Here is a 21,987-nt window from a genome sequence, read left to right as displayed (position 1 = left end):
CCGATCGCCCGCAAACCCTTATAAAACCTAGGGCGGAAGGCAGCCGGAGTCGAACCGACCTGAGAGCGGCTGACGCCCTCAACTGGGTTTGAAGCCCAGCCGCACCACCGGATACGAATGCCTTCCTACGGTGATTGAACTACTCATACTACGAACTACGAACTACGCATTGCAGTTCGAACGCCGAATCAAAATAGATCGAGCCAACGACTATCCGTGCGCATCAGATGCAGGCCACGGCGGAAGCGAGTATACCCAACCCGGTCGAAGAATTCTAAAAGCTGAATCGCGCGCTTTCGGCCGAGACCGGTGACATCGCGAAACGGTGCAGCCGCCACCGTACCCGCATTCTTCTGCGCTTCCGAGCCCGCAATCAAAGCCAGTTCACGAATCACCTCATGGTGATAAAAGAGGTCGCGCACAACCTGAAAAAGCTCGCCCTGCCGCGCAAGTTTGCGCAGCAACTGCCGCACGCGGTCCTCCGATACGTCATGTGCGTTCGCCAGATCACGAACCCAGGGCGGATCGAAACGCCCCGCTTTCAACGCCGGCAGCAGCGCCGCCGCGAGTGCACGGTCGGCGTCGTCGAGCGTCACCGCATGCTCCGGCAGATGCAACCACGGCCCGCGTCTGACAATCTCGCCGCGCGCCGCCGCATCGTCGACTAGCGCGCGCCACAAAGCATCGTCGACGAGCGGCGCTGCGATCCGCCGTAAGCGCGATACATCCGGACCCAGTTCGTCCGGCGAGCGCTCGTGGTACTGCTTTAGCGTCGTAGTCAGTCGCGTATTCAGCGCCCGCCAAGATGCATCGGCGATCAACAACGCATCACTACCGGGAAGCTCCACGACGCGCGTGTCAGACCGCAACTCGAGCACGGCCGCCTGCATGCTCGTCAGTCTTTCCAGCAACGAACGGGACAACCCAAACGGAGCCCTTGCCAGGAGCGAATCCAGCGCCCCGGTGTCGAGCATGATCTGAATCGCATCCAGCCACGCGAGCCGCTCGGGTGAGCGACGCTTGCTCGAAGGCGCAAACGGATCAAGCACATGACCGCCGCCAACCGTGCGATTAGCTTGCGCATTGCGCACCACAAAGCGGTCGCCAGGAAGCGCACACACCGGCCGCTCGAACACGAGTTGGACGCGCGCCGACTGACCTGCGCCGAGCGTTTCGCCGTCGAGCAACGCGACGTGCGCCACCTGATGCTGCGTGCCCAGATGCACATGCAGCGGCGCCCAATGCTCCAGCGTCAACGGTGCATCAGCGAGCAGCGTCAGCATCACGTCGATGCGTTCCGAGGCTTGCGACAGACGTGGATCGACGATCCAGTCGCCGCGGTCGATTGCGATCTTCTCGATGCCCGCAAGGTTCAATGCGCAGCGCTCGCCTGCCCGCCCGGTCTCGGCCGGACGATTCTGCGCGTGAATACTGCGCACGCGCACCGATTGATTTTTCGGCGCGAGCAGCATCGTGTCGCCCGCCGCTACGCGTCCCGACACCACAGTCCCTGTCACGATCGTGCCTTGACCCGAGAGCGTAAAGACCCGGTCGACCGCGAGACGGAACAGGCCGTCGTCACGCTTCATGCGCCACTCGGCTGCCGCTGAGTGCAAATGCGCCTTCAGCGCAGCCACGCCAGGGTCATCGTCACGCGTCGCGTAGGTGTCGAACACGGGTGCGTCCTGCAACACGCTGCCGCTCAAAAACGCGGTGACCTCGTCATGCACTTGCTGCAGCCGCTCGGCATCAACGCGATCTATCTTGGTCAGCGCTATCGCGCCGCGCTTGATGCCGAGCAGTTCCACAATCGCCAGATGTTCGCGCGTTTGCGGCATCACGCCGTCGTCGGAAGCGATTACGAGCAGGGCGAAATCGATCCCGCTTGCGCCCGCGGTCATCGTATGGACGAGCTTTTCGTGGCCCGGCACGTCGACCAGGCCGAGCACGTCGCCGTTGTCGAGTGGCACGTACGCATAACCCAGTTCGATCGAAATACCGCGCGCCTTTTCTTCCTTGAGACGATCCGTATCGACGCCCGACAGCGCTCTCACCAGACTCGTTTTGCCGTGGTCGATATGCCCCGCCGTACCTACGATCATGCGTGCATGCCCGTCAGTTGCTCGATCAACTGCGCTTCATCCGCGGCTTCGAGACAACGCAGATCGAGACGCAACGCATCGTCTGCGATACGGCCGATGACCGGCCGCGCCATCTCGCGCAAGCGCTTCTCGAGCGCGAGCAATTGACGGCCGCCGCGCTTGCCATCGGCAGTCCTGATGACAAGACCGTAGCTCGGCAGCACATCGACGGGCAACGCACCGCTGCCAATCTGGCTGAACATGGGCTCGGCCACCACGGTGTAGCGTTCGCCGGCCGCGCGCTGCAACGCAGGCTGTACCCGCTCCGCGGTGAGCCGGATATCGTCGCTCGGACGCGTGAGCAAACGCAGCGTGGTCAGCCGTTCAGCGAGCTTCTCCGGCGCGCGGTACATCTGCAGCACGGGTTCCAGTGCCGCGAGCGTCAGTTTGCCAACCCGCAGCGCGCGCTTGAGGGGATGCTTCTTGACCTTTGCGATCAGATCGCGCCGGCCGACGATCAACCCGGCTTGCGGGCCGCCAAGCAATTTGTCGCCGCTGAACGTGACAAGGTCGGCGCCGGCTTCGATGGTTTCGCGTACCGTCGTCTCGCGTGGCAAGCCCCATTGCGTCAGATCGACCAGCGTGCCGCTGCCGAGGTCCACGGCAACGGCGATACCGCGCGCGTGGGCGAGCGGCGCGATGGCATCGACCGCGACCTCTTTGGTGAATCCATTGATCGCGTAGTTGCTCGCGTGGACTTTCATCAGAAGCGCGGTTTGCGGGCCGATGGCTTCGTCGTAGTCCTTCAGATGCGTGCGATTGGTGGTGCCGACTTCGCGCAGCTTTGCGCCCGCGCGGCTCATGATGTCGGGAATGCGAAACGCGGCGCCGATTTCAACCAACTCGCCACGCGACACGATCACTTCTTTCTTCGACGCCAACGCGGACAACGTGAGCAACACGGCGGCGGCATTGTTGTTGACCACGGTCGCCGCTTCCGCGCCGGTCAGTTCGCAGATGAGTTCGTCGATCAGATCGTCGCGGTCACCGCGCTTGCCGGTGCCGAGATCGAACTCGAGGTTGGCCGGTTGCGTGAGCGCCTTCATGACGGCTTGCACCGCTTCGTCCGGCAACAAGGCGCGGCCGAGGTTGGTATGCAGCACGGTGCCGGTCAGATTGAAGACGCTACGCAAGCGGGCCGCGTTGCGCCGGCGCAGCGCAGCCTCGACCGATACCTGCAGTTGCGCGACATCGAGCGCGCTCACCGACACATCGCCGGACTGGGCGCTGGCGCGCCAAGTGTCGAGCGCGTGACGCAAGGCACTCAGCACTTGCGTGCGGCCGAACTCGGTCAGCAACGCCGCAAACTCAGCCGACACCATCACCTTTTCCACCGACGGCACGCGCGCCATCAACGCGCGCAATTCAGAGCCGGTCACATCGCTCACGAGGCAATCCCTTTTCTTCAGTCGCGTTTCAGTCCGATTCGCCGGAAGACTCGGCCGCGGTGGCGGCCTGCTCCGGCCACAGCCACGGATGCGGCGACGCGCGCCGGTAACCTTCTGCCCCCATCAGCAGGTCCAGCGTGAGACTGGCGAGATCGTCCGCGAACGGTTCGAAATCGTAGTCCTTCGACTGCATGCCGATCTTCCGGTAAGTATGACATTCGTCGCACGACTCCGCCTTCAAGGCTGCGTTCCTGGAATCGGCTTCCCGGGTGGCCTCGTCGGCGTCCTGCGCGCCGACGGCTTGATAGGCAATGCCCTTGGTCGAGTCGCAGTTCGAACATTTCGAGCGGACCATGTGCCACTCCGTCGCACACAAACCGCATTGCAGGTAGCGGTAATTGTCATACGCACCGCCCACCCGCACCATGCTCGCCACCGGATGCGACCCACATACGGGACACAGGCCGAGCGTCTCGATGTACGGTACTTCGCGCTTGTCGATATCGGCGGCGAGGTCGGTCCAGACCACTTGCAGCGCAGCCATGATGAACGGCGCGCTCGCCGGATCGATTTCCTCGAAACGCTGCGCGAAGATCGCATCGGCCTAGGCTTCGAGCGTGGCTTTATCGAATGTTCGCAGTCTGGCGAGGAGCCCTTCGAGCGGCGGTGTGAGCGAGCCGGCGGCTTGCACCTTATCGACCAGCTGCAGCAAAACGTCGTGCCACGCCGGATCGCGCACGCCGGAGAGCGCCGGAATCAGCGGCATGGAATGCTGTTGTGCGCTCGCGATCAACTCGGCGCTGGGCGGCTTCGCCTTGAAGCCGGTGATCACGGCTTGTTGCGCGTCCGCCAGCACGGCCATCAGGCGCAAATAGCCGGCAATCGGATTGCTGAGTGCCGCCAGTTGACGCAGCCGCGCGGCGCGCGCCGAAAAGACCGCCAGCCGTTCCGGCGTACGGATGCGGGGAATCGCCGTGTGATCGAGCGACTCGATATCGCCGGCTTCAAGAATGCGTTGAACCAAAGTATCAACCTCTGACAATTGCGCAGCAATTACGCTAAAACTGAAGAGCCGCCGCAGTTCATCGAACAGGAGCGGCGGCTCGGGGTGCGGTGCGCGGCAAGTTGCGCCGTGCTTTTTACAGATTTCTTTCCGATGCTACTTGCCGATTATTTCCTTGAATGTACTTTCCGATCGCGGGAAGCTTTTCCTCGCGATTGTTGAGCACATCGCCGATCTGCTTCATCCACTGGATGTCGGCGCGGTCGAGATAGTTGTGATGCCAGAAGCGCAACGCAAGAATCAGGAACGACAGGAACATCACGCAACCGACGAACAGATGCAGAATCCGCGTCCACTGGACGCCGCCGAAGATCGCGTAGAGCCACGACATCGCCGGATGAAACATAGCGAGTCCGGACAGCGCCAGCAAAACGAACGTGATCGCGGTGATCCAGTGATTCGTCCGTTCGTTCGGCGTGTAGCGCTGGATCAGGCTGTTGCCCTTCACGTCTTTGAGCACACCGTGCTCATTATGCTCAGCGTGCTTCATCGGATGCCTCCCGGGAACGGCGTGCTTCGTCGGCTTCGTGTTAGGCTTCGGCTTCTTCCGCCTCCGTCACCTCGTTCGGACCGACCCGCGTGTAATGGAAGAACCCCGCCACCGCGGCAAACGCGATACCTGCCAGCGCCAGCGGTTTCGCCAGACCTTTCCATAGATAAACCATCGCGCTGATCTTCGGATTCTGCGGCAAGCCGTGGTACAGGTTGGCTTTGTCGGCGTGATGCAGCACGTACATCACGTGCGTGCCGCCCACGCCGGCAGGATCGTACAAACCGGCGTTCTGAAAACCTCGTTCCTTCAGATCGACGATCCGATCCGCCGCTTGCTGCTTCATGTCCTCCTTGGTGCCGAACATGATCGCGCCGGTCGGACAGGTCTTCACGCAAGCCGGCTCCTGACCGACAGCCACACGGTCCGAGCACAGCGTGCACTTATACGCGCGGTGGTCCTTCTTCGAAATGCGCGGCACGTTGAACGGGCAACCGGTTATGCAATAGCCGCAGCCGATGCAGTTTTCCTCGTGAAAATCCACGATGCCGTTCGTGTACTGCACGATCGCGCCCGGCGAAGGACACGCCTTCAGACAGCCCGGATCCTCACAGTGCATGCAGCCGTCCTTGCGGATCAGCCACTCGAGATCGCCCTCGGTGTTTTCGTACTCCGAGAACCGCATGACGGTCCACGAATGCTCTGACAGATCGCGCGGGTTGTCATAGATGCCGGTCGTCGTGCCGATCTCGTCGCGCAGATCGTTCCACTCCATACAGGCCGTCTGACACGCCTTGCATCCGATGCATTTCGATACATCGATGAGCTTGGCGACCGTGCCCGTGGCCGGCTCACGCACTTGCGGTTCGGGCAAGGTCGTAGCCGAGAGGCGTTTGATATCCAGTGATTGCAGTGCCATCTCTTTCCCCTATGCCTTTTCGACCTTGACGAGGAACGACTTGAATTCCGGTGTTCGCGAATTCCCGTCGCCCACGGAGGGCGTCAGCGTATTGATGAGATAGCCCGGCTTGGCGAGCCCCTTGAAGCCCCAATGCAACGGCAACCCGACTGTCTGGACCTTTTTCCCTTCGATCATCAGCGGTTTGATCCGCATGGTGACGAGCGCCACGGCGATGATGTGCCCGCGATTGGACGACACCTTCACGCGATCCCCCCGCGACCACGCCCACCTCCTTCGCTAGATCCTCGCCGATCTCCACGAACTGCTGCGGCTGCACGATCGCGTTCAAGCGCGCGTGCTTGGTCCAGTAGTGGAAATGTTCGGTCAGACGATACGTGGTCGCCGTATGCGGGAAGTTCTCATGCGTGCCGAATGCGGCCCGATCGTCCGGGAACACGCGCGCCGCCGGATTGCTGACTACCGCCTTGTTGTCCGGATGCAGCGGGTTGTAACCGAGCGGCGTTTCGAACGGTTCGTAGTGCTCGGGGAATGGACCTTCCACCAGTCCGTCACGCGAGAAGAAGCGCGCCACGCCTTCCGGATTCTTGATGAACGGATTCATGCCGTTCTCAGGTGGTTCGTCGATCTTGAAGTCGGGAACATCCGCTCCGGTCCACGTCTTGCCGTTCCACGCGATCAGCTTGCGCCTGGGGTCGAACGGCTTGCCATTGACGTCGCAGGAAGCGCGGTTGTACAGAATCCGCCGGTTCGCAGGCCACGCCCACGCCCAGTTCAACGTATTGCCGATGCCGGTCGGGTCGGAGTTGTCGCGGCGGCCCATCTGGTTGCCCGCCTGGGTCCACGAACCGCAGAAGATCCAGCAGCCGCTTGCCGTGCTGCCGTCGTCCCGAAGCTGCGCGAAGCCCGCCAACTGCTCGCCCTTTTTGGCGAGTACCTTGGTTTTGTCGGTAGCGTCGGTCACGTCAGCCAGTGCCTTGCCATTGAACTCCATGGCAATTTCTTCAGGCGTCGGGCTTTCCGGGTCCGAATACGGCCAGCTCATCTTGAGAATCGGATCGGGATACTTGCCGCCCTTCTCCTGATAAGCCTTACGAATGCGCAGCCAGAGCCCCGACATGATCTCCAGGTCGCTCTTCGATTCGCCCGGGCCGACCGCGCCCTGCCAGTGCCACTGCAGCACGCGGCTGGAGCTGACCAGCGAACCGCGCTCTTCCTCGAAACACGTGGTCGCCAGCCTGAACACTTCCGTTTGAATCGAGGCTGGATCGACGTCGTTGAACTCGCCGAAGTTCTTCCAGAACTCGGAGGTTTCGGTGGCGAGCGGATCCATGATGACGAGCCACTTCAGCTTGGCCAGACTCGCGCCGATCTTTGCCTTGTTCGGCGCGCGGCAAGCGGGTTGAAGCCCTGCGCGATGTAGCCGGTCATCTTGCCTTGATTCATCAGCTCGAAGACCTGCAGCATGTCGTACGATTTATCGAGCTTCGGCAGATAGTCGTAGCCGAAGTTGTTCTCGGCGGTCGCGTTATCGCCCCACCACGACTTCATGAAGCTGACGTGGAACGCGCGATAGTTGCGCCAGTAACTGAGCTGGTTCGGCCGCAGCGGCTCTGTCGCACGCTTCGCGATGAAGCCGTCGAAATCCTGCTCGGCTTCCATCGGCAAGGTCATGTAGCCCGGCAACATATTCGACATCAAGCCGAGGTCGGTCTAGCCCTGGATGTTTAAGTGGCCGCGCAACGCATTCATGCCGCTGCCCACAATGCCGATGTTGCCCAGCAGCAATTGCACCATCGCGCCGGTGCGGATGATCTGCGCCCCCACCGAGTGATGCGTCCGGCCGAGTGCGTACAGGATCGTACCGGCGCGTCCTGGAACGGCCGTCGACGCCAGCATTTCGCAGACCTTTAGGAATTTCTCCTTCGGCGTGCCACAGATCTTTTCGACCTGCTCGGGCGTATAGCGCGAGTAGTGCTGCTTCATCAGCTGATAGACGCAGCGCGGGTGCTGCAGCGTCGGATCGACCTTGGCGAAGCCGTCGTCGCCGCGTTCGTAGTCCCACGAACTCTTGTCGTAGTTGCGCTTGTCCGCGTTGTAGCCGGAATACAGACCGTCAGTAAACGAGAAGTCCTCACGAACGATAAACGGCATGTCCGTGTAGTTCTTGACGTACTCGTGCTGAATCTTGTCGTTGGTGAGCAAATAGTTGATCACCCCGCCCAGGAACACGATGTCCGAGCCGGTTCGAATCTGCGCGTAGTAATCCGCGACCGATGCCGTACGCGTAAAGCGCGGATCGACCACGATCAATCTTGCCTTGCGATGCGCCTTCGCCTCCGTGACCCACTTGAATCCGCACGGGTGCGCCTCGGCTGCATTGCCGCCCATTACCAGAATCACGTCCGCGTTCTTGATGTCGACCCAATGGTTCGTCATCGCTCCACAGCCAAACGTCGGGGCAAGAGCTGCCACCGTCGGGCCGTGTCAAACACGTGCTTGATTATCGAATGCGAGCATGCCAAGACTGCGGACAGTCTTGTGCGTCAAATATCCCACTTCATTGCTACCGGCCGATGCAGCGAGCATGCCGGTGGTCAGTCAGCGGTTGACCTTCTTGCCGTCTTCGGTCGTCTCGACGAAATTGGCATCGCGGTCCTCCTTCATCAGCCTGGCGATACGATCGAGCGCGTCTTCCCAGGAAATCCGCTTCCATTCATTCGATCCAGCTGCGCGGTACTCCGGATACTTCAGACGGCTCGGACTGTGAATGAAGTCGATCAGGCCTCTTTTTGGGATACTAATAACGATTATAGAGGCCGATATGAAGTCCCGCAGCCAGACTATCTATCTCGTTAATGTCGTTAAATATGAAGCGCCGCAGCCGGTTTCAACGGAACCGGGCACTATTCCTTTTGCATCAGTTGATTGCGTCTGCAACGACCAACACCGTGGGCGGCCGCTGTCCTGCGCCGCGCGCGAACAACCGCCATAATGTTGTCATTCGAAGCCCGAAATCTGCGCCACACATGACCGACACCCTCTCCACCGCAAACCCTTCGCCCCGCCTGACCAGCCTGTCGCACGGCGGAGGCTGCGGCTGCAAGATCGCCCCCGGCCTGCTCGCCAATCTGCTCAAGCGCAGCGCGCCGCTGCCGTTCTTTCCCGATCTGCTGGTCGGCAACGATACCGCCGACGACGCCGCCGTCTACCGGCTCAACGACGAGCAGGCGATCGTCGCCACCACCGACTTCTTCATGCCGATCGTCGACGACCCGTTCGACTTCGGCCGCATCGCCGCCACCAATGCGCTGTCCGACGTCTACGCCATGGGCGGCAAACCGCTCATGGCGCTGGCGATCGTCGGCATGCCGATCGATGTGCTGCCGCACGACGTGATCGCGGCGGTGCTCAAGGGCGGCGAGTCCGTTTGCGCCGAAGCCGGCATTCCCCTCGCCGGCGGCCATTCGATCGATTCGGTGGAACCCATTTACGGCCTGGTTGCGATCGGCGTGGTCGATCCGCGGCGTGTCAAACGCAATGCCGGCGCGCAGGCGGGCGACGTGCTGATCCTCGGCAAGCCGCTGGGCGTGGGCGTGCTGTCGGCGGCGTTGAAAAAGGACCGGCTCGATTCAAACGGCTATGCCGCGATGATCGCGGCCACAACCAAACTCAACCGGCCGGGTGCGGCACTGTCCGCGCTCGACGGCGTGCATGCCCTCACGGACATCACCGGTTTTGGCTTGCTTGGCCATACGCTGGAATTGGCCCGCGGTTCGAATCTGACCGCCCGCGTGCGCTATGCGGATCTGCCGTGGCTGCCGGACGTGGTCAGCTTCGCGGAGGCCGGCATTTTCACCGGCGCTTCGGGGCGCAACTGGGACGCCTACGGCAAGGACATCGTTTTGCCGGCCTCATTGCCGTCGACGGCCCGCACCCTGCTCACCGATCCGCAAACCTCGGGCGGTCTGCTGGTGTCGTGCGCACCAGAAACGGTCGACGAGGTGCTCGCCCTGTTCCGTGCCGACGGTTTCGACGAGGCGCGCGTGATCGGCGAAATGGTCAGCGGAGAACCGCGAGTCGAGGTGATCTGAGGGGCAAGCGGGTTTATAGGCAAGGCGAGGCATAGGCCCTGGAAGCGGGGCTGAACGGCTCGCCAGCCGGCATTGACGGCGCATGCGATAATTTCGCTTCTCCCGCCGGTCCGTTTCGTCCGTAACCCCTTGAAAAACCTACTCGTCAGCCTCGATCAAGCCGGTGATTTCGATGAAATCATCGATGTGCGCACGCCGCTCGAATTCGCCGAAGATCACATTCCGGGCGCGCTCAACGCGCCTGTGCTGAGCAACGAAGAGCGTGTTCTGGTCGGCACGACTTACAAGCAGATCTCGCCGTTCGAAGGCACGCGGATCGGCGCGGCGCTGGTTGCACGCAACATCGCGCATCACCTGGAAACGACTTTCGCCGACCGGCCGCGCAACTGGCGGCCGCTGATCTACTGCTGGCGCGGCGGGAAACGCTCGGGTTCGGTCACGACGCTGTTCAATATGATCGGCTGGCAGGCGCGTCAGCTGGACGGCGGTTATAAAGGTTACCGGCGCGCGACGCTGGACACCCTCGAATCGTTGCCGAAGACGTTCAAGTACATCGCGCTGGTCGGCCCGACAGGCAGCGGCAAGACGCGCCTGCTCGCAGCGCTGAACCAGGCGGGTGCGCAAACGCTCGACCTCGAAGCACTGGCGGCCCATCGCGGCTCGCTGCTGGGTGCGTGGGCGGGCGTTGCGCAGCCGTCGCAAAAGCGCTTCGACACGCTGCTGGTGTGCGCCCTGCGCGCGTTCGATCCCAAACGGCCGGTTTTCGTCGAAGCGGAGAGCCGGCGGATCGGTTCGATTGCGCTGCCGCTCGCACTCCTCGAAACGTTCCACCAGGGCGCCTGCGTCGAAGTGTTGTCGAGCCACGAAGACCGCGCGGCGTTCCTGCTGCACGACTATGCGCATTTATTCGACGATCCCGAATCGCTGAAAGCGCAACTGCAGAAGATGATTGGTTTGCATAGCCGGGAGCGTGTCACGGGCTGGCAACACCTCGTCGACGAAAATGGCCGGGCTGAACTCGCCGGCGAGCTGATCGAACGGCACTATGATCCGGCCTATGCACGCAGCAGCCATCAGCATTTCGTCCAGTTGCCTCGTGCGTTGCAAATACATTTTCGACCCAACGACGCCGATGTCGTCGAGCAGGCAAAAGCACTGCTTGCTCAACTCGATAACAGCGCGCTCGCTGTCGTCTGATTAAAAACTAACGTTAAGACCATCCATCATGCAATCAACCCTTCGGCAGCCCCGTGTCGCCCTTGGCTGGATCGTGTTTCTGCTGATCGCCGTCGTCGGCCTCTTCTATGTGAAGTGGTTCCCGTACTACAACCGCGCCTTCGTCGCCGCGAGCCAGCATTCCATCGGCAAATCGATCCTGATGGGCACGTCGTCGAGCGCACCGCCGGCGTCGTGGCAGGCGGCCCTCGATTACGCGCTGGCCTACGGCAAGGCGATCTGGCAAGCCATGGTGCTCGGCCTTCTGCTGGGTTCGGCGGTGCAGGCGCTGATTCCGCCGCAGTGGGTCGCGCGTGCGCTCGGCCGGACGGACTTCAGCAGCGTGGTGAAGGGCGGCCTGATGTCGTTGCCGGGCATGATGTGCACGTGCTGCGCGGCGCCGGTCGTGGCCGGCTTGCGCGCCCGTCAGGCGGCACCGGGCGCGGCGATCGCGTTCTGGCTGGGCAACACGGCCCTCAATCCGGCCACGCTGATCTTCTTGGGCTTCGTGCTCGGCTGGCAATGGATGGGCTTGCGGCTCGCTCTCGGGCTCGTGATGGTGTTCGGTCTCGGTTATCTCGTGAACCGGATGGTCACGCCGAAGGAAGCTGAAGCATCGCGCGAAGCGATGGCGCAACTCGTCACCAACGACAATCCGGGCACCGCGATCACGCGCTGGGTCAAAATCCTCGGAACCATGACGCTGCGGCTGATTCCTGAATACATCGTGCTAGTGCTGATTCTTGGCGCGGCGCGGGCATGGCTGTTTCCGCACATCGGACCCAGCATCGATAACAGTTTGCTCTGGATCGTCGCTTTGGCGATCGCCGGAACGTTGTTCGTGATTCCGACCGCGGGCGAAGTGCCGATCATTCAGGCCATGCTCTCCTTCGGCATGGCCGCCGGCCCGGCCGGCGCTTTGCTGATGACGCTGCCGCTGATCAGCGTGCCGTCGATGGCGATGCTCGGCCGCTCGTTTCCGAAACGCGTGCTGACGGTGGTGACGCTGGCGGTCGTGGTTTGCGGAGTGGTCAGCGGGTTGCTGGCTATTGCATTGGGGTTTTAAAGCATGAAACGCATTGCAGCATTCGCGGTGACGAGCTGGTCAGCCGCAGCCCTTCTTTACTTCGGACAGCATTCGGTATCGCTGATCGTGGTAAGTGGGGTTGTCGTGCTGGCCGGCTTCGATCTGCTTCGTCCTTGACGAGATTACGTCGGACGAATCGTCGCCGACTCGGGCGTCATTCTGCGACGCGCGCCGATCAGCGCGGCGAGAGCCGTGCCAATCGCCAACGCGAACAGGCACGCCGTAGGCACCAGCATTGGCGCGACAGAGTTGTGCGCCACCTTGCCGACATAAGGCATCAGGTTCTGCCCGGCAAAGCCGCCTAGATTGCCGATCGCGTTGATCGCCGCCACGCTCGCCGCGGCTCTTGCGCCGGAGAAGAACCGCGGGGGCAACGACCAGAAACACGGATAGAGCAACGGAATACACGCCCCGCCCAGACACAGCGCGGCAAAGCGCATCGACGCGGTCGGCAAAACGAGGCTCGACGCGAAACAAACGACGCCGAGGCCCGCCACCACGCTCATTGCCTTCAACACGACGCGCTCACGCTTGAGCTTGCCGGGCAGCCACAGCAGAAGCAGTGTCGCGAGCGCCCACGGAATCATGTTCAGCACACCGTTCAGCGAAGACGACACGCCATCGCTTTTCAGCAGCGTCGGCATCCAGTAGGTCACCCCGTACAACGACGTCGACATCAGCATGTACGTCAACGCGAACATGAGAACCTTCGGATCGAGCAACGCACCCCAAGGCCGCGTCGCCTTAGCGTCATCCGACGCTTCCCGCCTGAGCGCGGCGATGACGACGTCCTTCTCCTGCGGTGAAAGGAACGGCGCGTCCTGCACCGAATTCGGCAAAAATTTGAGCGCGACGAATGCAATCAGAATGGCGGGAATGCCGGTGGCGATAAACACCCACTGCCAACCCGCGAAGCCCCACGTGCCGCCCAGCGTCAGCAGAAGACCACCGACCAGCGAGCCCAACATGTTGGCGAGCGAACTGCCCAGCGTGAAGAACCCCAGCACTTTGGTGCGATAGCTTTGTGGGAACCACTGCGTGAGGTAGTAGATGACGCCGGGATAAAAGCCGGCTTCGGCAACACCCAGTGCGAAGCGAAAGGAATAGAAGACTGGCAGCGAACGCGCGAACGCCATCAGCACCGTGACCACGCCCCAGGTCATCATGATGCGCGCGAGCCAGGTCCGCGCGCCGAAACGATGCAGCGCCAGCGTGCTGGGCACCTCGAAGATGAGGTAGCCGATGAAGAACAGCGAGGCCCCCAGCCCGTATGAAGCTTCCGTCATGCCGAGGGCGTGCACCATCTCCAGCTTGGCGAAACCAACGTTCTGGCGGTCGATAAACGAAATCAGAAACATGACGATCAGAAGCGGCATCAGCCGCCACGCCATCTTCCTCATTACCTGCTGCTCAAATCCTGCCTGCGTAGACATGTTCGCTCCGGTTTTCTCGCCGGCCGCCATCGACGCTCGCCTCGCGGCACGGTAGCCGCTACGTCGAGGAAAACAGCCAGATTGATATAGTCATATATATGTTTATATGATTCGGTATCGAACACCATGGGGTGATACCCGAATAGGCGCGTATGGCCCCAGCGATTCTGGCGGGATCTGCCGCGCTGTATTCCAGCGGGTCGCTGACTCAGCGGATTTCCACCTGGTACTGAAACGTCGTGGCGGCCCCGCGGGTGCTGCGCCATTCGAACGGCGTGCCCGCGAAGTCCGACGCGACACGGTGGACCTGAATGACAGGGCTGCCGACCGCTACATCGAGAAGCGAGGCGTCGTCAGATGTGGCTTGTTCTACTTTTAGAATTTCCGTAGCGGACGCCACGATCTGCCGACAAAGACGCTCGTACAACGGATACAGCAAGTCCTCGAAATCGCTGAGCGGTAACGTGGCCAAGGGTTCGAAACGCGCGCGCGGCAGCCAGATTTCTTCCGACAGAACCGCCTGGCCTTCGATCAGTCGCACACGCGACAGGTGGATTGCTTTCTCGGAGGCTTTCATCCGCAAGGTAGAGCGAATTTCTTCGCCAGGCTTCACGACTTCGCGCTTGAGCACGCGCGCTGTCGGCCGCACCGGTTCGCCGTCGCGCGACTTGAAACGAAAGAAGCGAAACAGCGACGAATCGAAACGGGGCCGGCGAATGAATGTGCCCTTGCCCTGGTTGCGCGTGAGCACGCCGTCGGCAACGAGCAGATCAATCGCCTTACGGACCGTTCCAGTGGAGACGTTATAGAACTGCCCCAACTCCGCCTCTGTGGCAATAGCTTCCTCCAGCGCCCATTCACCTGCGGCAATGCGGCTAACCAGGTCGTCACGCAATTGCTGATAACGGGGCAACCGATCATCCGGCTTGGTCACGAAAGAGGGCGCTTCCATAGCATTCATATAGTTGTTCAGAGGAGTAACTACTGTACAACATACCGCAGCGGCGACGTGAGCGAGGGTTAATACTCAATGACTTTCCATGGTTCTGCGACCATCATTCATATAGTCATATATATGACTATATGATCCACGCAACGGAGACGGTTATGTTCACGTGGTACATGCAGGGCACGCCCCTGGAACGCAACACCTTTTGGGGGTGCTTTGCCGGTTGGGGGCTCGACGCGCTCGACGTGCAGATGTTCACCCTGGCCATCCCCGCGATCATTGCCGCGTATGGCATCGACCATACGCAGGCCGGCGCGATCAGCAGCGTGACGTTGATATCTTCGGCTCTCGGCGGCTGGATCGCAGGGGCGTTGTCGGACCGCATCGGCCGCGTCCGGACGTTGCAAATGACGATCCTCTGGTTTGCCGGCTTCACGTTTCTCTGCGCCTTCGCGCAAAACTTCCCGCAACTCCTGGTTCTCAAGGCGCTTCAAGGATTCGGATTCGGCGGCGAGTGGGCGGCAGGCGCGGTATTGATGGCGGAAACCATTCGTACCGAACACCGCGGCAAGGCGATGGGTGCCGTGCAAAGCGCCTGGGCGGTTGGGTGGGGCGCGGCCGTGCTGGTGTATGCCGCGGCGTTCTCCTGGTTACCGTCGGACACCGCATGGCGCGTGATGTTCGGCGTCGGCCTGGTGCCGGCCGGCCTTGTTCTATTCGTACGGCGCAATCTGAAGGAACCGGCACGCGTCAAACCGGCAAGCGCCGCACCCAAGACCTCGGTGCTCGGGCAGATAACCCAGGTCTTCCAGCCGCGTGTACTCCGAACCACCGTGATCGGCGCAGTGCTGGGCACCGGCGCTCACGGCGGGTACTACGCAATCATGACCTGGTTGCCCACCTTCCTTGCCAAAGAACGGCACCTGTCGGTTCTGAACACCGGTGGCTATCTGGCGGTTGTCATCGTGGCTTTCTGGTGCGGCTGCATGGCGAGCGCCTATCTGCTCGACCGCATTGGCCGCCGGCGCAATGTCGCCCTCTTCGCGTTCTGCTGCATCGTTACGGTTCTCGCTTACGTGATGCTGCCGCTGACCAACACGCAAATGCTCGTGCTGGGCTTCCCACTCGGCTTGTTCGCCGCGGGCATCCCAGCGAGCCTCGGCCCGCTTTTCAACGAACTGTATCCGGCCGACATGCGCGGCACAGGCGTCGGATTCTGCTACAACTTTGGACGGATCGCCTCGGCGGGCTTCCCTGTCCTCGTCGGCTACATGAGTCATTCGATGTCGCTCGGTATGGCAATCGGAATCGACGCGGCCATTGCTTACGGCCTTGCGATGATCGCAGTGTTGCTGCTTCCCGAGACGCGCGGCAGACGTCTGCGTGGCGTGGTATCTGAATCGGCGCCCGATGCCGTCGACAATGCGCGATTGACCATGGACCCGCCGCGGAGCTGGCCATGAGTGCTCCTGCATCCCTCGCTCAGTCCCACTCCTGCTGCGTGGACACTCACGCGCACGTCTTCCAGAGAGGCTTGCCGCTCACGGATGGCCGGCGCTACGCACCTGGCTACGACGCAACGCTCGACACCTATTTGCAACTGCTGAACACGCACGACGTCGGGCGCGCGGTTCTGGTGCAGCCGAGCTTTCTCGGGACGGACAATCGCTACCTGCTGCAAGCACTGTCCCGAGACACGCACCGCTTGAGGGGCGTAGCGGTGGTCACGCCCGATGTTTCCGAGGCAGAGCTGGCCGAGCTGCATAGTCAAGGCGTAACGGGCATACGGCTCAATCTGATCGAGCAGGCATTGCCGGATCTGGGAGCGAAATCATGGGCGCCGCTGCTCGAACGATTGTCAAGACTGGGCTGGCACATCGAACTACACCGGAATGCGCAGGACCTGGCACCGATGCTCGACCGGCTGCTGGAAGTCGGCGTACCCGTGGTCGTCGATCATTTTGGACGTCCCGCCCCTGAGAAAGGCATTCACGATCCTGGCTTCAGGACTTTGCTCGGTTATGGTGGAACCGGCCGCGTGTGGGTCAAGGTCTCGGGCGCCTACCGATGTGCGGCTCCGGGTCCTGGCTTTGTGCATGAGGCGACGAGCCAGCTTGTCGAACACTTCGGCGCCGAGCGGCTGATGTGGGGAAGCGACTGGCCCCATACTCAGTACGAACACGTGATGAACTACGGCCAGTCGTTATCGACGCTATTGGAACTCGGCCTGGACGCAGCGGTGATCGATGCGATTCTATGCACAACCCCTGCGTCGTTCTACGGATTCGAACAGGAATCCGGGAACCGCGGCGCGTCAACAACGACGGCGCTTCAGCGCGCTTCCTGAGCGAAGCGACCAGGCCAAAGTCCGCCGCGCCTCATCGGCGACGGCGGACTGCTTCTTCAGGTTAGTGGCAGCGCTCTTTCGGCTGAATAGCGATCAGTTCTGCGCCAACGCCGCGTGAATCGCAGCAAGCCACAACGCCACGGCATGAGCACCAGGATCCACGTGACCGAGCGCGCGGTCTCCGACATAACTCGAGCGCCCGCGCCGCGGATGCATCGACGCGGTTTGCGCCGCACCTTCGTTTGCTGCATCGACCGCGGCTTCCAATGCCCCGTCGAGCCCGCCTTCTGACGTTGAGAGCGCGGCTTGCAGCGCATCAGCGGCAGGTTTCAGCGCATCGACCATTGTGCGATCGCCTGGATGCGCACCGCCTAACGCCATCAATCCGGCGACGCCCTCACTAAACGCTGCCGACCACGCCTTCGCCGACGATCCGCCCGCCTGTTCGAGCGCGACCGCGCCGCGCAACAACATCACCGCGTAAAGCGGGCCCGAGGTGCCACCGACCACGCGCCGGACTGTTGCGGACATGGCGCGCAACACGGAACCCGGCGTCGTTTCCGCAGGATAGCCATCGAGTTCATTGAGAATGCCGCGCGCCCCACGCGACAAGCTGATACCGAGATCACCATCGCCGACGCGTTGATCCATGTCGGTCAAGGTCGGCTCGGCTTCGAGCAGGCACGCGCAAACGGCTTCGATCACGCGGCGCAACGTGGCCTCGCGCGTGAGCGTCGCGCCGTTTGTACGATCAGGCGTAGCGGGTGCGGGCCGCACGGAAACCTGCGCGACGCGACCGCTCAACGCGGGCCATGCGGTGGTATGTGCGGCGGCGTCGAGCCAGCTGAGCCGCTCGTCGTCCACGCGCAGCAGTGTCAGTGAGACGCCCGACATCTCGAGTGCGCTCAGGAACGTGCCAGCCCACGCACGTTCCACATGGATGCCGCGTGTCGCCAGATAACGAAGCGCGGACCCGGCCACGATGCTCAATTCGCTCGAAGGCGTGCCGCCGAGATTGTTCACCAGCAAAGCCACCCGCGCGCCAGGTTGCAACGACAGGTCGCCGGCGATCTTCGCGAGCAGCCGTTCGACGATCGCGTCGGCTGGCTCCATCGCGCCGCGTTCAACACCCGGTTCGCCGTGAATGCCTAAGCCCCATTCGATTTCACCATCGGCCAGTTCGAAGCCCGGCTTGCCCGCGGCCGGCACCGTACATGGCGTGAGCGCGACGCCCATCGTGCCGAGCGAGGCGGCCACGTCGCGCGCAATCTGTGCAACCTCGGCCAACGGGCGTCCCGCTGCAGAGGCCGCGCCGGCAATCTTATGAACCAGCACGGTCCCCGCGAGCCCGCGACGACCCGCGTGATCACCGCTCGCGGCCAGGGCGACGTCGTCGGCGACGATCACCATTTCCGTGGGGATTCCCTCGGCACGCGCGATCTCGGCGGCGAGGCCGAAATTGAAGCGGTCGCCCGTGTAGTTCTTTACGATCAGCAGGGCACCCGCTGTACCGGCTACTGCGCGGATCGCGTCGAGCACGGCATCCGTGGAGGGCGACGTGAACACCTCGCCCGCTACCGCAGCGCTCAGCATGCCATGGCCTACATAGCCGCCATGAGCCGGTTCGTGGCCCGAGCCGCCACCCGAGATCAGCGCGACCTCTCCGCGCGTGGCAACAGCCTCGGCGTCGGCGCGCACGACGATCGTACTGCCTTGCAACAACGAGAGATTGGGATTGAGCGCCGCGAGTCCGTCGAGCATGTCCGGGACGACCGCGGAGACGTCGTTGATGAGCTTCTTCATTGCGTCAGCTTCCTTTTAAGCCGCCGGCCCTGTGTCGCGAGCTCACGGCAGTTTATGCAGTTGCGAGACCTGGAGGCTCAACTGTACCGCGCATCATGAGAATGCGACGTGAAGCGACGAAGGTACTCCCGCACATGCCTCGGCGTACTGACGACCGTGCGCTATTGAAAACGCATCGACATGCGGCGAGCGCGAACGCGCGAAGACATCAGCGAACGAGTCAGACTGGGGAGAAATACAGGCAGAGAGACGGACAGGACGGCCGCACGATAACGATGTGCACCGATGTGATGCGAGAACATGACGGTAGACGAAAGCGGAGCCGCTTTCGTCTACGTCACTTATGCGTTGGTAGGCTCGATTGGATTCGAACCAACGACCCCCACCATGTCAAGGTGGTGCTCTAGCCAACTGAGCTACGAGCCTTTAGAGGCGCGAATTATAGAGACTGAGGGCGCGTCGCACAAGCCCCACACGGCAAGTATGTTCATGAGCGGGAGGTCATCGGTTCGTCGCGCAGAGAGTCGCGCGGTTCGTTGTTGAACTTGCTTCAATTCGTCGACGCCCACTCGGTCTGCGTATCCAACGGAAAAACCGGCCGCTTCACGTGCTTGAACTTGAACAGCCCGTAATCCGAACTCGTCACGCCGCGGCTATCGCACTCCACCAGCGCCGCGGCGATCGGCACAAAGACCGGGCGGCAGTACATGCGTGATTTGAGCAACAGGAAACGCGCGCGGCGCGGGTCGATGCCGACGCTCTCGAATACGCCGAGGTCCCATGGTTCGTGCGCGCGCTCTGTCATCACGAGCTTGACCGTGCCGGTGTCGAGCACCGCCGCGCGCCCCATGAACGCACGCTGGCCTGTATAGGTCGGACCACTGATTACGTATTCGCCATCGGTCAGCGCACGCACAACGCCGGTCACCGCAACCGGCGGCCGCGGCGTCACAGCATTGCTTGCGGCCTTGTTGCCGATCGTCACCGTCACCGTGCTGCCGACGCCTGCCGCCATCAGCGCCGCGACGGCTTGCGGATCGCACAACGGCCCGCTGACGATCCCTTCGAGCTTCTGCTTGAGCGCCTCCTCCAGCAGATCCATCGTGTCGCACGTGCCGCCCGACATGCAGTTGTCGCCGTGATCGAGCAACAGCACCGGTTTGTCCGCGCCCTGCGCGAGCGCTGCGGCCTGCGCCACCGACTCCGCCAGCGGCGCGCTGCGATAAACAAAATCCTCGCGCTCGTTCCAGATCTGCCGCGCGATGCGCTCCGCCACCGCTTCCGCCTGCTCACGCTCGCCGTTCGCTACCACGACGACGCTGATACACGGCGCCTCGATATCGGCTAGCGAGAAGCCGGACAACACCGACACCGCGAGCATGCCATCGGCCTCTGCTGCGCGCGCGGCGTCTACCGCACGCTTCATCGCGCCTTCGGCCGTCGCGCTGCGCAGCGTATGCGTGAGCAATGGCGGCTGGCGCCATGCGATCACCGGCTTCGCCTTGCCGTGGATAAGATCGAACATCAGACGCGCCGCATGCGCGCCGGTCTCGTACATATCGACGTGCGGATAGGTTTTGAAGCTGACGATCACGTCAGCGTTGTCGATCATCTTCTGCGTGACGTTGCCATGCAGATCGAGAGCAACCGCAATCGGTGCATGGGGCAATACGGCGCGCACGCGTTCGAGCAGATCGCCTTCACCGTCGTTCGAATTCTCGGCGACCATCGCGCCGTGCAAGTCGAGCATCACCGCTTCGCAGCCTGTTGCGGCCGCAACGATCGCATCGCAGATCGCGTCATAAGCCGCGGCCTCGACCGGGCCGCTCGGATTCGCCGATGCGGAAATGGGCGTCACGATCCCGGCATGCTCGCGCTCTGCTGCATCGATGAACGCGGCCATTGCCGTCTGCATGCCCTTGTTCTCGTTGAACGCGTCTTCGCCGTAGCTCGGGCCGTTGCGGCCGAACGCGGCAAGCGGCGTAGCCACCGGCGAGAACGTGTTGGTCTCGTGGTTCATCCTTGCAATCAGGATCTTCATGCCTGGGTGCTCCCTGCCGTTTGTGCGGCGTCACGTAGTAAGTACCGGTAGGATAAAAGATGTCCGCATGCACGTCAGGCAACGCCGGTGCGACAGTTTCCCGAAACACTGCGACAGGATGGAGCGAAATCGGAAGCCAGCAGGCGAGTGGAATGAAAGCTCAGGCGCATGAGGAGCGCCACGGTGATATGCCCCTGAAACGACCGCCTGTCGGGCCCGACAACTAGTTAGCATGCAATGGGCGCGGCGCGGCCTCAACCTTTTGCCGCCCACGCCGTTATTGCATCTGCACAGGCATAAACATTGGACCTTCATGGCACAAGCTATCCCATTCTCCCGTAACGCCGGCCCGGCGCGTGCGCGGCATGCCAGCAAAGCCATGCTGTTGCCGATCGCCCGGCAAATCGCCGACGACCTCGCACTGCGCGTGCATCTGGCACTCGACGCCTTACGCCGCGGCGCCGGCAGCACGAGCGATGCGCAAACGCTCACGCAGATCATGCTGTTGACGGGCCTTCTGGCTGAGTCCGGCTTCGGTTCGGTGACCGGCGAGCAACTCGGTGCGGCGGAGCGCGCGGTGTCGGCGGTTTTCGATATCGGCCGTGAAACCGGCGAGTGGAGATTGGACAGCGCAGGCTTCGCGCTTTTCGCCGAAATCGCAACAAATTACGATCGGCAACTGCACAGTGCGCCCCTTTGGGCGATCACCGATGCTAGCGAACGACTCGACCGTTTTACCGCAGGCATGTCGTATCAGGCGCCGATGCGAAAACGGGCTTAGCCGGATCGGATAACGTAGGACGCCGGGACACACCTCGCCGGCGACTTCCCGGCCGCAGGCCGTATTGACGCCGCTTTTTGCGGGCGTAAACGCAGAAACCCCACCTTTTGGGGTGGGGTTTCTGTTGCTGCTGGGGAGCCTGACGATTACCTACTTTCACACGGGAATCCGCACTATCATCGGCGTGGAGTCGTTTCACGGTCCTGTTCGGGATGGGAAGGGGTGGGACCGACTCG

14 protein-coding genes, 2 tRNA genes, 1 rRNA gene and 3 pseudogenes are annotated in these 21,987 nt (G+C 62.2%); 7 read left to right on the top strand and 13 right to left on the bottom strand.

Going from position 1 to position 21,987, the window contains the following annotated elements; genetic code table 11:
* Window positions 1-33 precede the first annotated feature (33 nt).
* The 7 genes and pseudogenes from GNZ13_RS02805 to fdnG form a co-directional block, all read right to left on the bottom strand.
* Window positions 34-126 (bottom strand) — tRNA-Sec (locus GNZ13_RS02805).
* Between the two features lie 62 nt (window positions 127-188).
* The gene (gene selB, locus GNZ13_RS02800; protein ID WP_172160291.1) at window positions 189-2,102 is read right to left on the bottom strand and encodes a selenocysteine-specific translation elongation factor; all 1,914 of its coding nucleotides are present in this window, start codon (window positions 2,100-2,102) and stop codon (window positions 189-191) included.
* The gene (gene selA / locus GNZ13_RS02795; protein ID WP_172160289.1) at window positions 2,099-3,529 is read right to left on the bottom strand and encodes an L-seryl-tRNA(Sec) selenium transferase; all 1,431 of its coding nucleotides are present in this window, start codon (window positions 3,527-3,529) and stop codon (window positions 2,099-2,101) included. Before selA ends, selB begins: the two co-directional genes overlap by 4 nt.
* Before the next feature lie 28 nt (window positions 3,530-3,557).
* Window positions 3,558-4,553 (bottom strand): annotated as a pseudogene (fdhE, locus tag GNZ13_RS02790) (formate dehydrogenase accessory protein FdhE).
* Window positions 4,554-4,704: 151 nt separating this feature from the next.
* A pseudogene (locus GNZ13_RS02785) lies at window positions 4,705-5,082 on the bottom strand (formate dehydrogenase subunit gamma); the annotation flags it as partial.
* A 40-nt stretch (window positions 5,083-5,122) separates the two neighbouring features.
* Window positions 5,123-6,001: a formate dehydrogenase subunit beta gene (gene fdxH / locus GNZ13_RS02780; protein ID WP_172160287.1), complete on the bottom strand. Its 879-nt coding sequence runs from the start codon at window positions 5,999-6,001 to the stop codon at window positions 5,123-5,125.
* Between the two features lie 9 nt (window positions 6,002-6,010).
* A pseudogene (gene fdnG, locus GNZ13_RS02775) lies at window positions 6,011-8,788 on the bottom strand (formate dehydrogenase-N subunit alpha); the annotation flags it as partial.
* 242 nt (window positions 8,789-9,030) lie between these two features.
* Between fdnG and selD the strand changes: the two are divergent.
* The 4 genes from selD to GNZ13_RS53410 all read left to right on the top strand — a co-directional run bounded on the left by selD (window position 9,031) and on the right by GNZ13_RS53410 (window position 12,514).
* The gene (gene selD / locus GNZ13_RS02770; RefSeq protein WP_172160285.1) at window positions 9,031-10,095 is read left to right on the top strand and encodes a selenide, water dikinase SelD; all 1,065 of its coding nucleotides are present in this window, start codon (window positions 9,031-9,033) and stop codon (window positions 10,093-10,095) included.
* A 129-nt stretch (window positions 10,096-10,224) separates the two neighbouring features.
* The gene (gene mnmH, locus GNZ13_RS02765) at window positions 10,225-11,292 is read left to right on the top strand and encodes a tRNA 2-selenouridine(34) synthase MnmH (protein ID WP_172160283.1); all 1,068 of its coding nucleotides are present in this window, start codon (window positions 10,225-10,227) and stop codon (window positions 11,290-11,292) included.
* A gap of 28 nt (window positions 11,293-11,320) precedes the next feature.
* Window positions 11,321-12,376 carry a permease gene (locus tag GNZ13_RS02760; RefSeq protein ID WP_172160281.1) on the top strand — a complete coding sequence of 352 codons (1,056 nt, stop codon included), beginning with the start codon at window positions 11,321-11,323 and terminating at the stop codon, window positions 12,374-12,376.
* A 3-nt stretch (window positions 12,377-12,379) separates the two neighbouring features.
* Entirely contained in the window at window positions 12,380-12,514 is a 135-nt protein-coding gene (locus GNZ13_RS53410; protein WP_268959126.1) for a hypothetical protein, read from the top strand.
* A 5-nt stretch (window positions 12,515-12,519) separates the two neighbouring features.
* On the opposite strand, the gene GNZ13_RS02755 is transcribed toward GNZ13_RS53410, so the two are convergent.
* A complete protein-coding gene (locus GNZ13_RS02755; protein ID WP_172160279.1) occupies window positions 12,520-13,830 on the bottom strand; it encodes an MFS transporter in 1,311 nt (436 codons plus the stop codon).
* Between the two features lie 208 nt (window positions 13,831-14,038).
* The gene (locus GNZ13_RS02750) at window positions 14,039-14,782 is read right to left on the bottom strand and encodes a GntR family transcriptional regulator (protein ID WP_172160301.1); all 744 of its coding nucleotides are present in this window, start codon (window positions 14,780-14,782) and stop codon (window positions 14,039-14,041) included.
* 155 nt (window positions 14,783-14,937) lie between these two features.
* Between GNZ13_RS02750 and GNZ13_RS02745 the strand changes: the two genes are divergently transcribed.
* Complete coding sequence (locus GNZ13_RS02745; protein WP_172160277.1) at window positions 14,938-16,242, top strand: MFS transporter; 1,305 nt, start codon at window positions 14,938-14,940, stop codon at window positions 16,240-16,242.
* Window positions 16,239-17,126: an amidohydrolase family protein gene (locus tag GNZ13_RS02740; RefSeq protein WP_172160275.1), complete on the top strand. Its 888-nt coding sequence runs from the start codon at window positions 16,239-16,241 to the stop codon at window positions 17,124-17,126. Before GNZ13_RS02745 ends, GNZ13_RS02740 begins: the two co-directional genes overlap by 4 nt.
* Window positions 17,127-17,219: 93 nt before the next feature.
* Here GNZ13_RS02740 and dhaK read toward each other — a convergent pair whose 3' ends face one another.
* From dhaK to GNZ13_RS02725, 3 genes are all read right to left on the bottom strand, one after another.
* Window positions 17,220-18,929: a dihydroxyacetone kinase subunit DhaK gene (gene dhaK / locus GNZ13_RS02735; protein WP_172160273.1), complete on the bottom strand. Its 1,710-nt coding sequence runs from the start codon at window positions 18,927-18,929 to the stop codon at window positions 17,220-17,222.
* 349 nt (window positions 18,930-19,278) lie between these two features.
* A tRNA-Val gene (locus GNZ13_RS02730) sits at window positions 19,279-19,355 on the bottom strand.
* A 124-nt stretch (window positions 19,356-19,479) separates the two neighbouring features.
* On the bottom strand, window positions 19,480-20,970 hold the full coding sequence (locus tag GNZ13_RS02725) for a M81 family metallopeptidase (protein WP_172160271.1): 1,491 nt from the start codon (window positions 20,968-20,970) through the stop codon (window positions 19,480-19,482).
* 313 nt (window positions 20,971-21,283) lie between these two features.
* Between GNZ13_RS02725 and GNZ13_RS02720 the strand changes: the two genes are divergently transcribed.
* On the top strand, window positions 21,284-21,751 hold the full coding sequence (locus GNZ13_RS02720) for a hypothetical protein (RefSeq protein ID WP_172160269.1): 468 nt from the start codon (window positions 21,284-21,286) through the stop codon (window positions 21,749-21,751).
* A gap of 137 nt (window positions 21,752-21,888) precedes the next feature.
* On the opposite strand, the gene rrf is transcribed toward GNZ13_RS02720, so the two are convergent.
* Window positions 21,889-21,987 (bottom strand): 5S ribosomal RNA (gene rrf / locus GNZ13_RS54610); the annotation flags it as partial.

Source organism: Paraburkholderia elongata (genome assembly GCF_013177735.1).
Taxonomy (GTDB): domain Bacteria; phylum Pseudomonadota; class Gammaproteobacteria; order Burkholderiales; family Burkholderiaceae; genus Paraburkholderia; species Paraburkholderia elongata.
The sequence above is the reverse complement of the archived record's forward strand: the minus strand, read 5'-3'. Positions and strand labels throughout refer to the sequence as shown.

What these genes read in the sequence shown, in the direction of transcription:
- fdxH (WP_172160287.1), bottom strand. Translation starts at nt 6,001, where the DNA reads ATGGCACTGCAATCACTGGATATCAAACGCCTCTCGGCTACGACCTTG.
- selB (WP_172160291.1), bottom strand. Translation starts at nt 2,102, where the DNA reads ATGATCGTAGGTACGGCGGGGCATATCGACCACGGCAAAACGAGTCTG.
- GNZ13_RS02725 (WP_172160271.1), bottom strand. Translation starts at nt 20,970, where the DNA reads ATGAAGATCCTGATTGCAAGGATGAACCACGAGACCAACACGTTCTCG.
- GNZ13_RS53410 (WP_268959126.1), top strand. Translation starts at nt 12,380, where the DNA reads ATGAAACGCATTGCAGCATTCGCGGTGACGAGCTGGTCAGCCGCAGCC.
- GNZ13_RS02720 (WP_172160269.1), top strand. Translation starts at nt 21,284, where the DNA reads ATGGCACAAGCTATCCCATTCTCCCGTAACGCCGGCCCGGCGCGTGCG.
- GNZ13_RS02750 (WP_172160301.1), bottom strand. Translation starts at nt 14,782, where the DNA reads ATGGAAGCGCCCTCTTTCGTGACCAAGCCGGATGATCGGTTGCCCCGT.
- GNZ13_RS02745 (WP_172160277.1), top strand. Translation starts at nt 14,938, where the DNA reads ATGTTCACGTGGTACATGCAGGGCACGCCCCTGGAACGCAACACCTTT.
- GNZ13_RS02755 (WP_172160279.1), bottom strand. Translation starts at nt 13,830, where the DNA reads ATGTCTACGCAGGCAGGATTTGAGCAGCAGGTAATGAGGAAGATGGCG.
- GNZ13_RS02740 (WP_172160275.1), top strand. Translation starts at nt 16,239, where the DNA reads ATGAGTGCTCCTGCATCCCTCGCTCAGTCCCACTCCTGCTGCGTGGAC.
- dhaK (WP_172160273.1), bottom strand. Translation starts at nt 18,929, where the DNA reads ATGAAGAAGCTCATCAACGACGTCTCCGCGGTCGTCCCGGACATGCTC.
- selD (WP_172160285.1), top strand. Translation starts at nt 9,031, where the DNA reads ATGACCGACACCCTCTCCACCGCAAACCCTTCGCCCCGCCTGACCAGC.
- GNZ13_RS02760 (WP_172160281.1), top strand. Translation starts at nt 11,321, where the DNA reads ATGCAATCAACCCTTCGGCAGCCCCGTGTCGCCCTTGGCTGGATCGTG.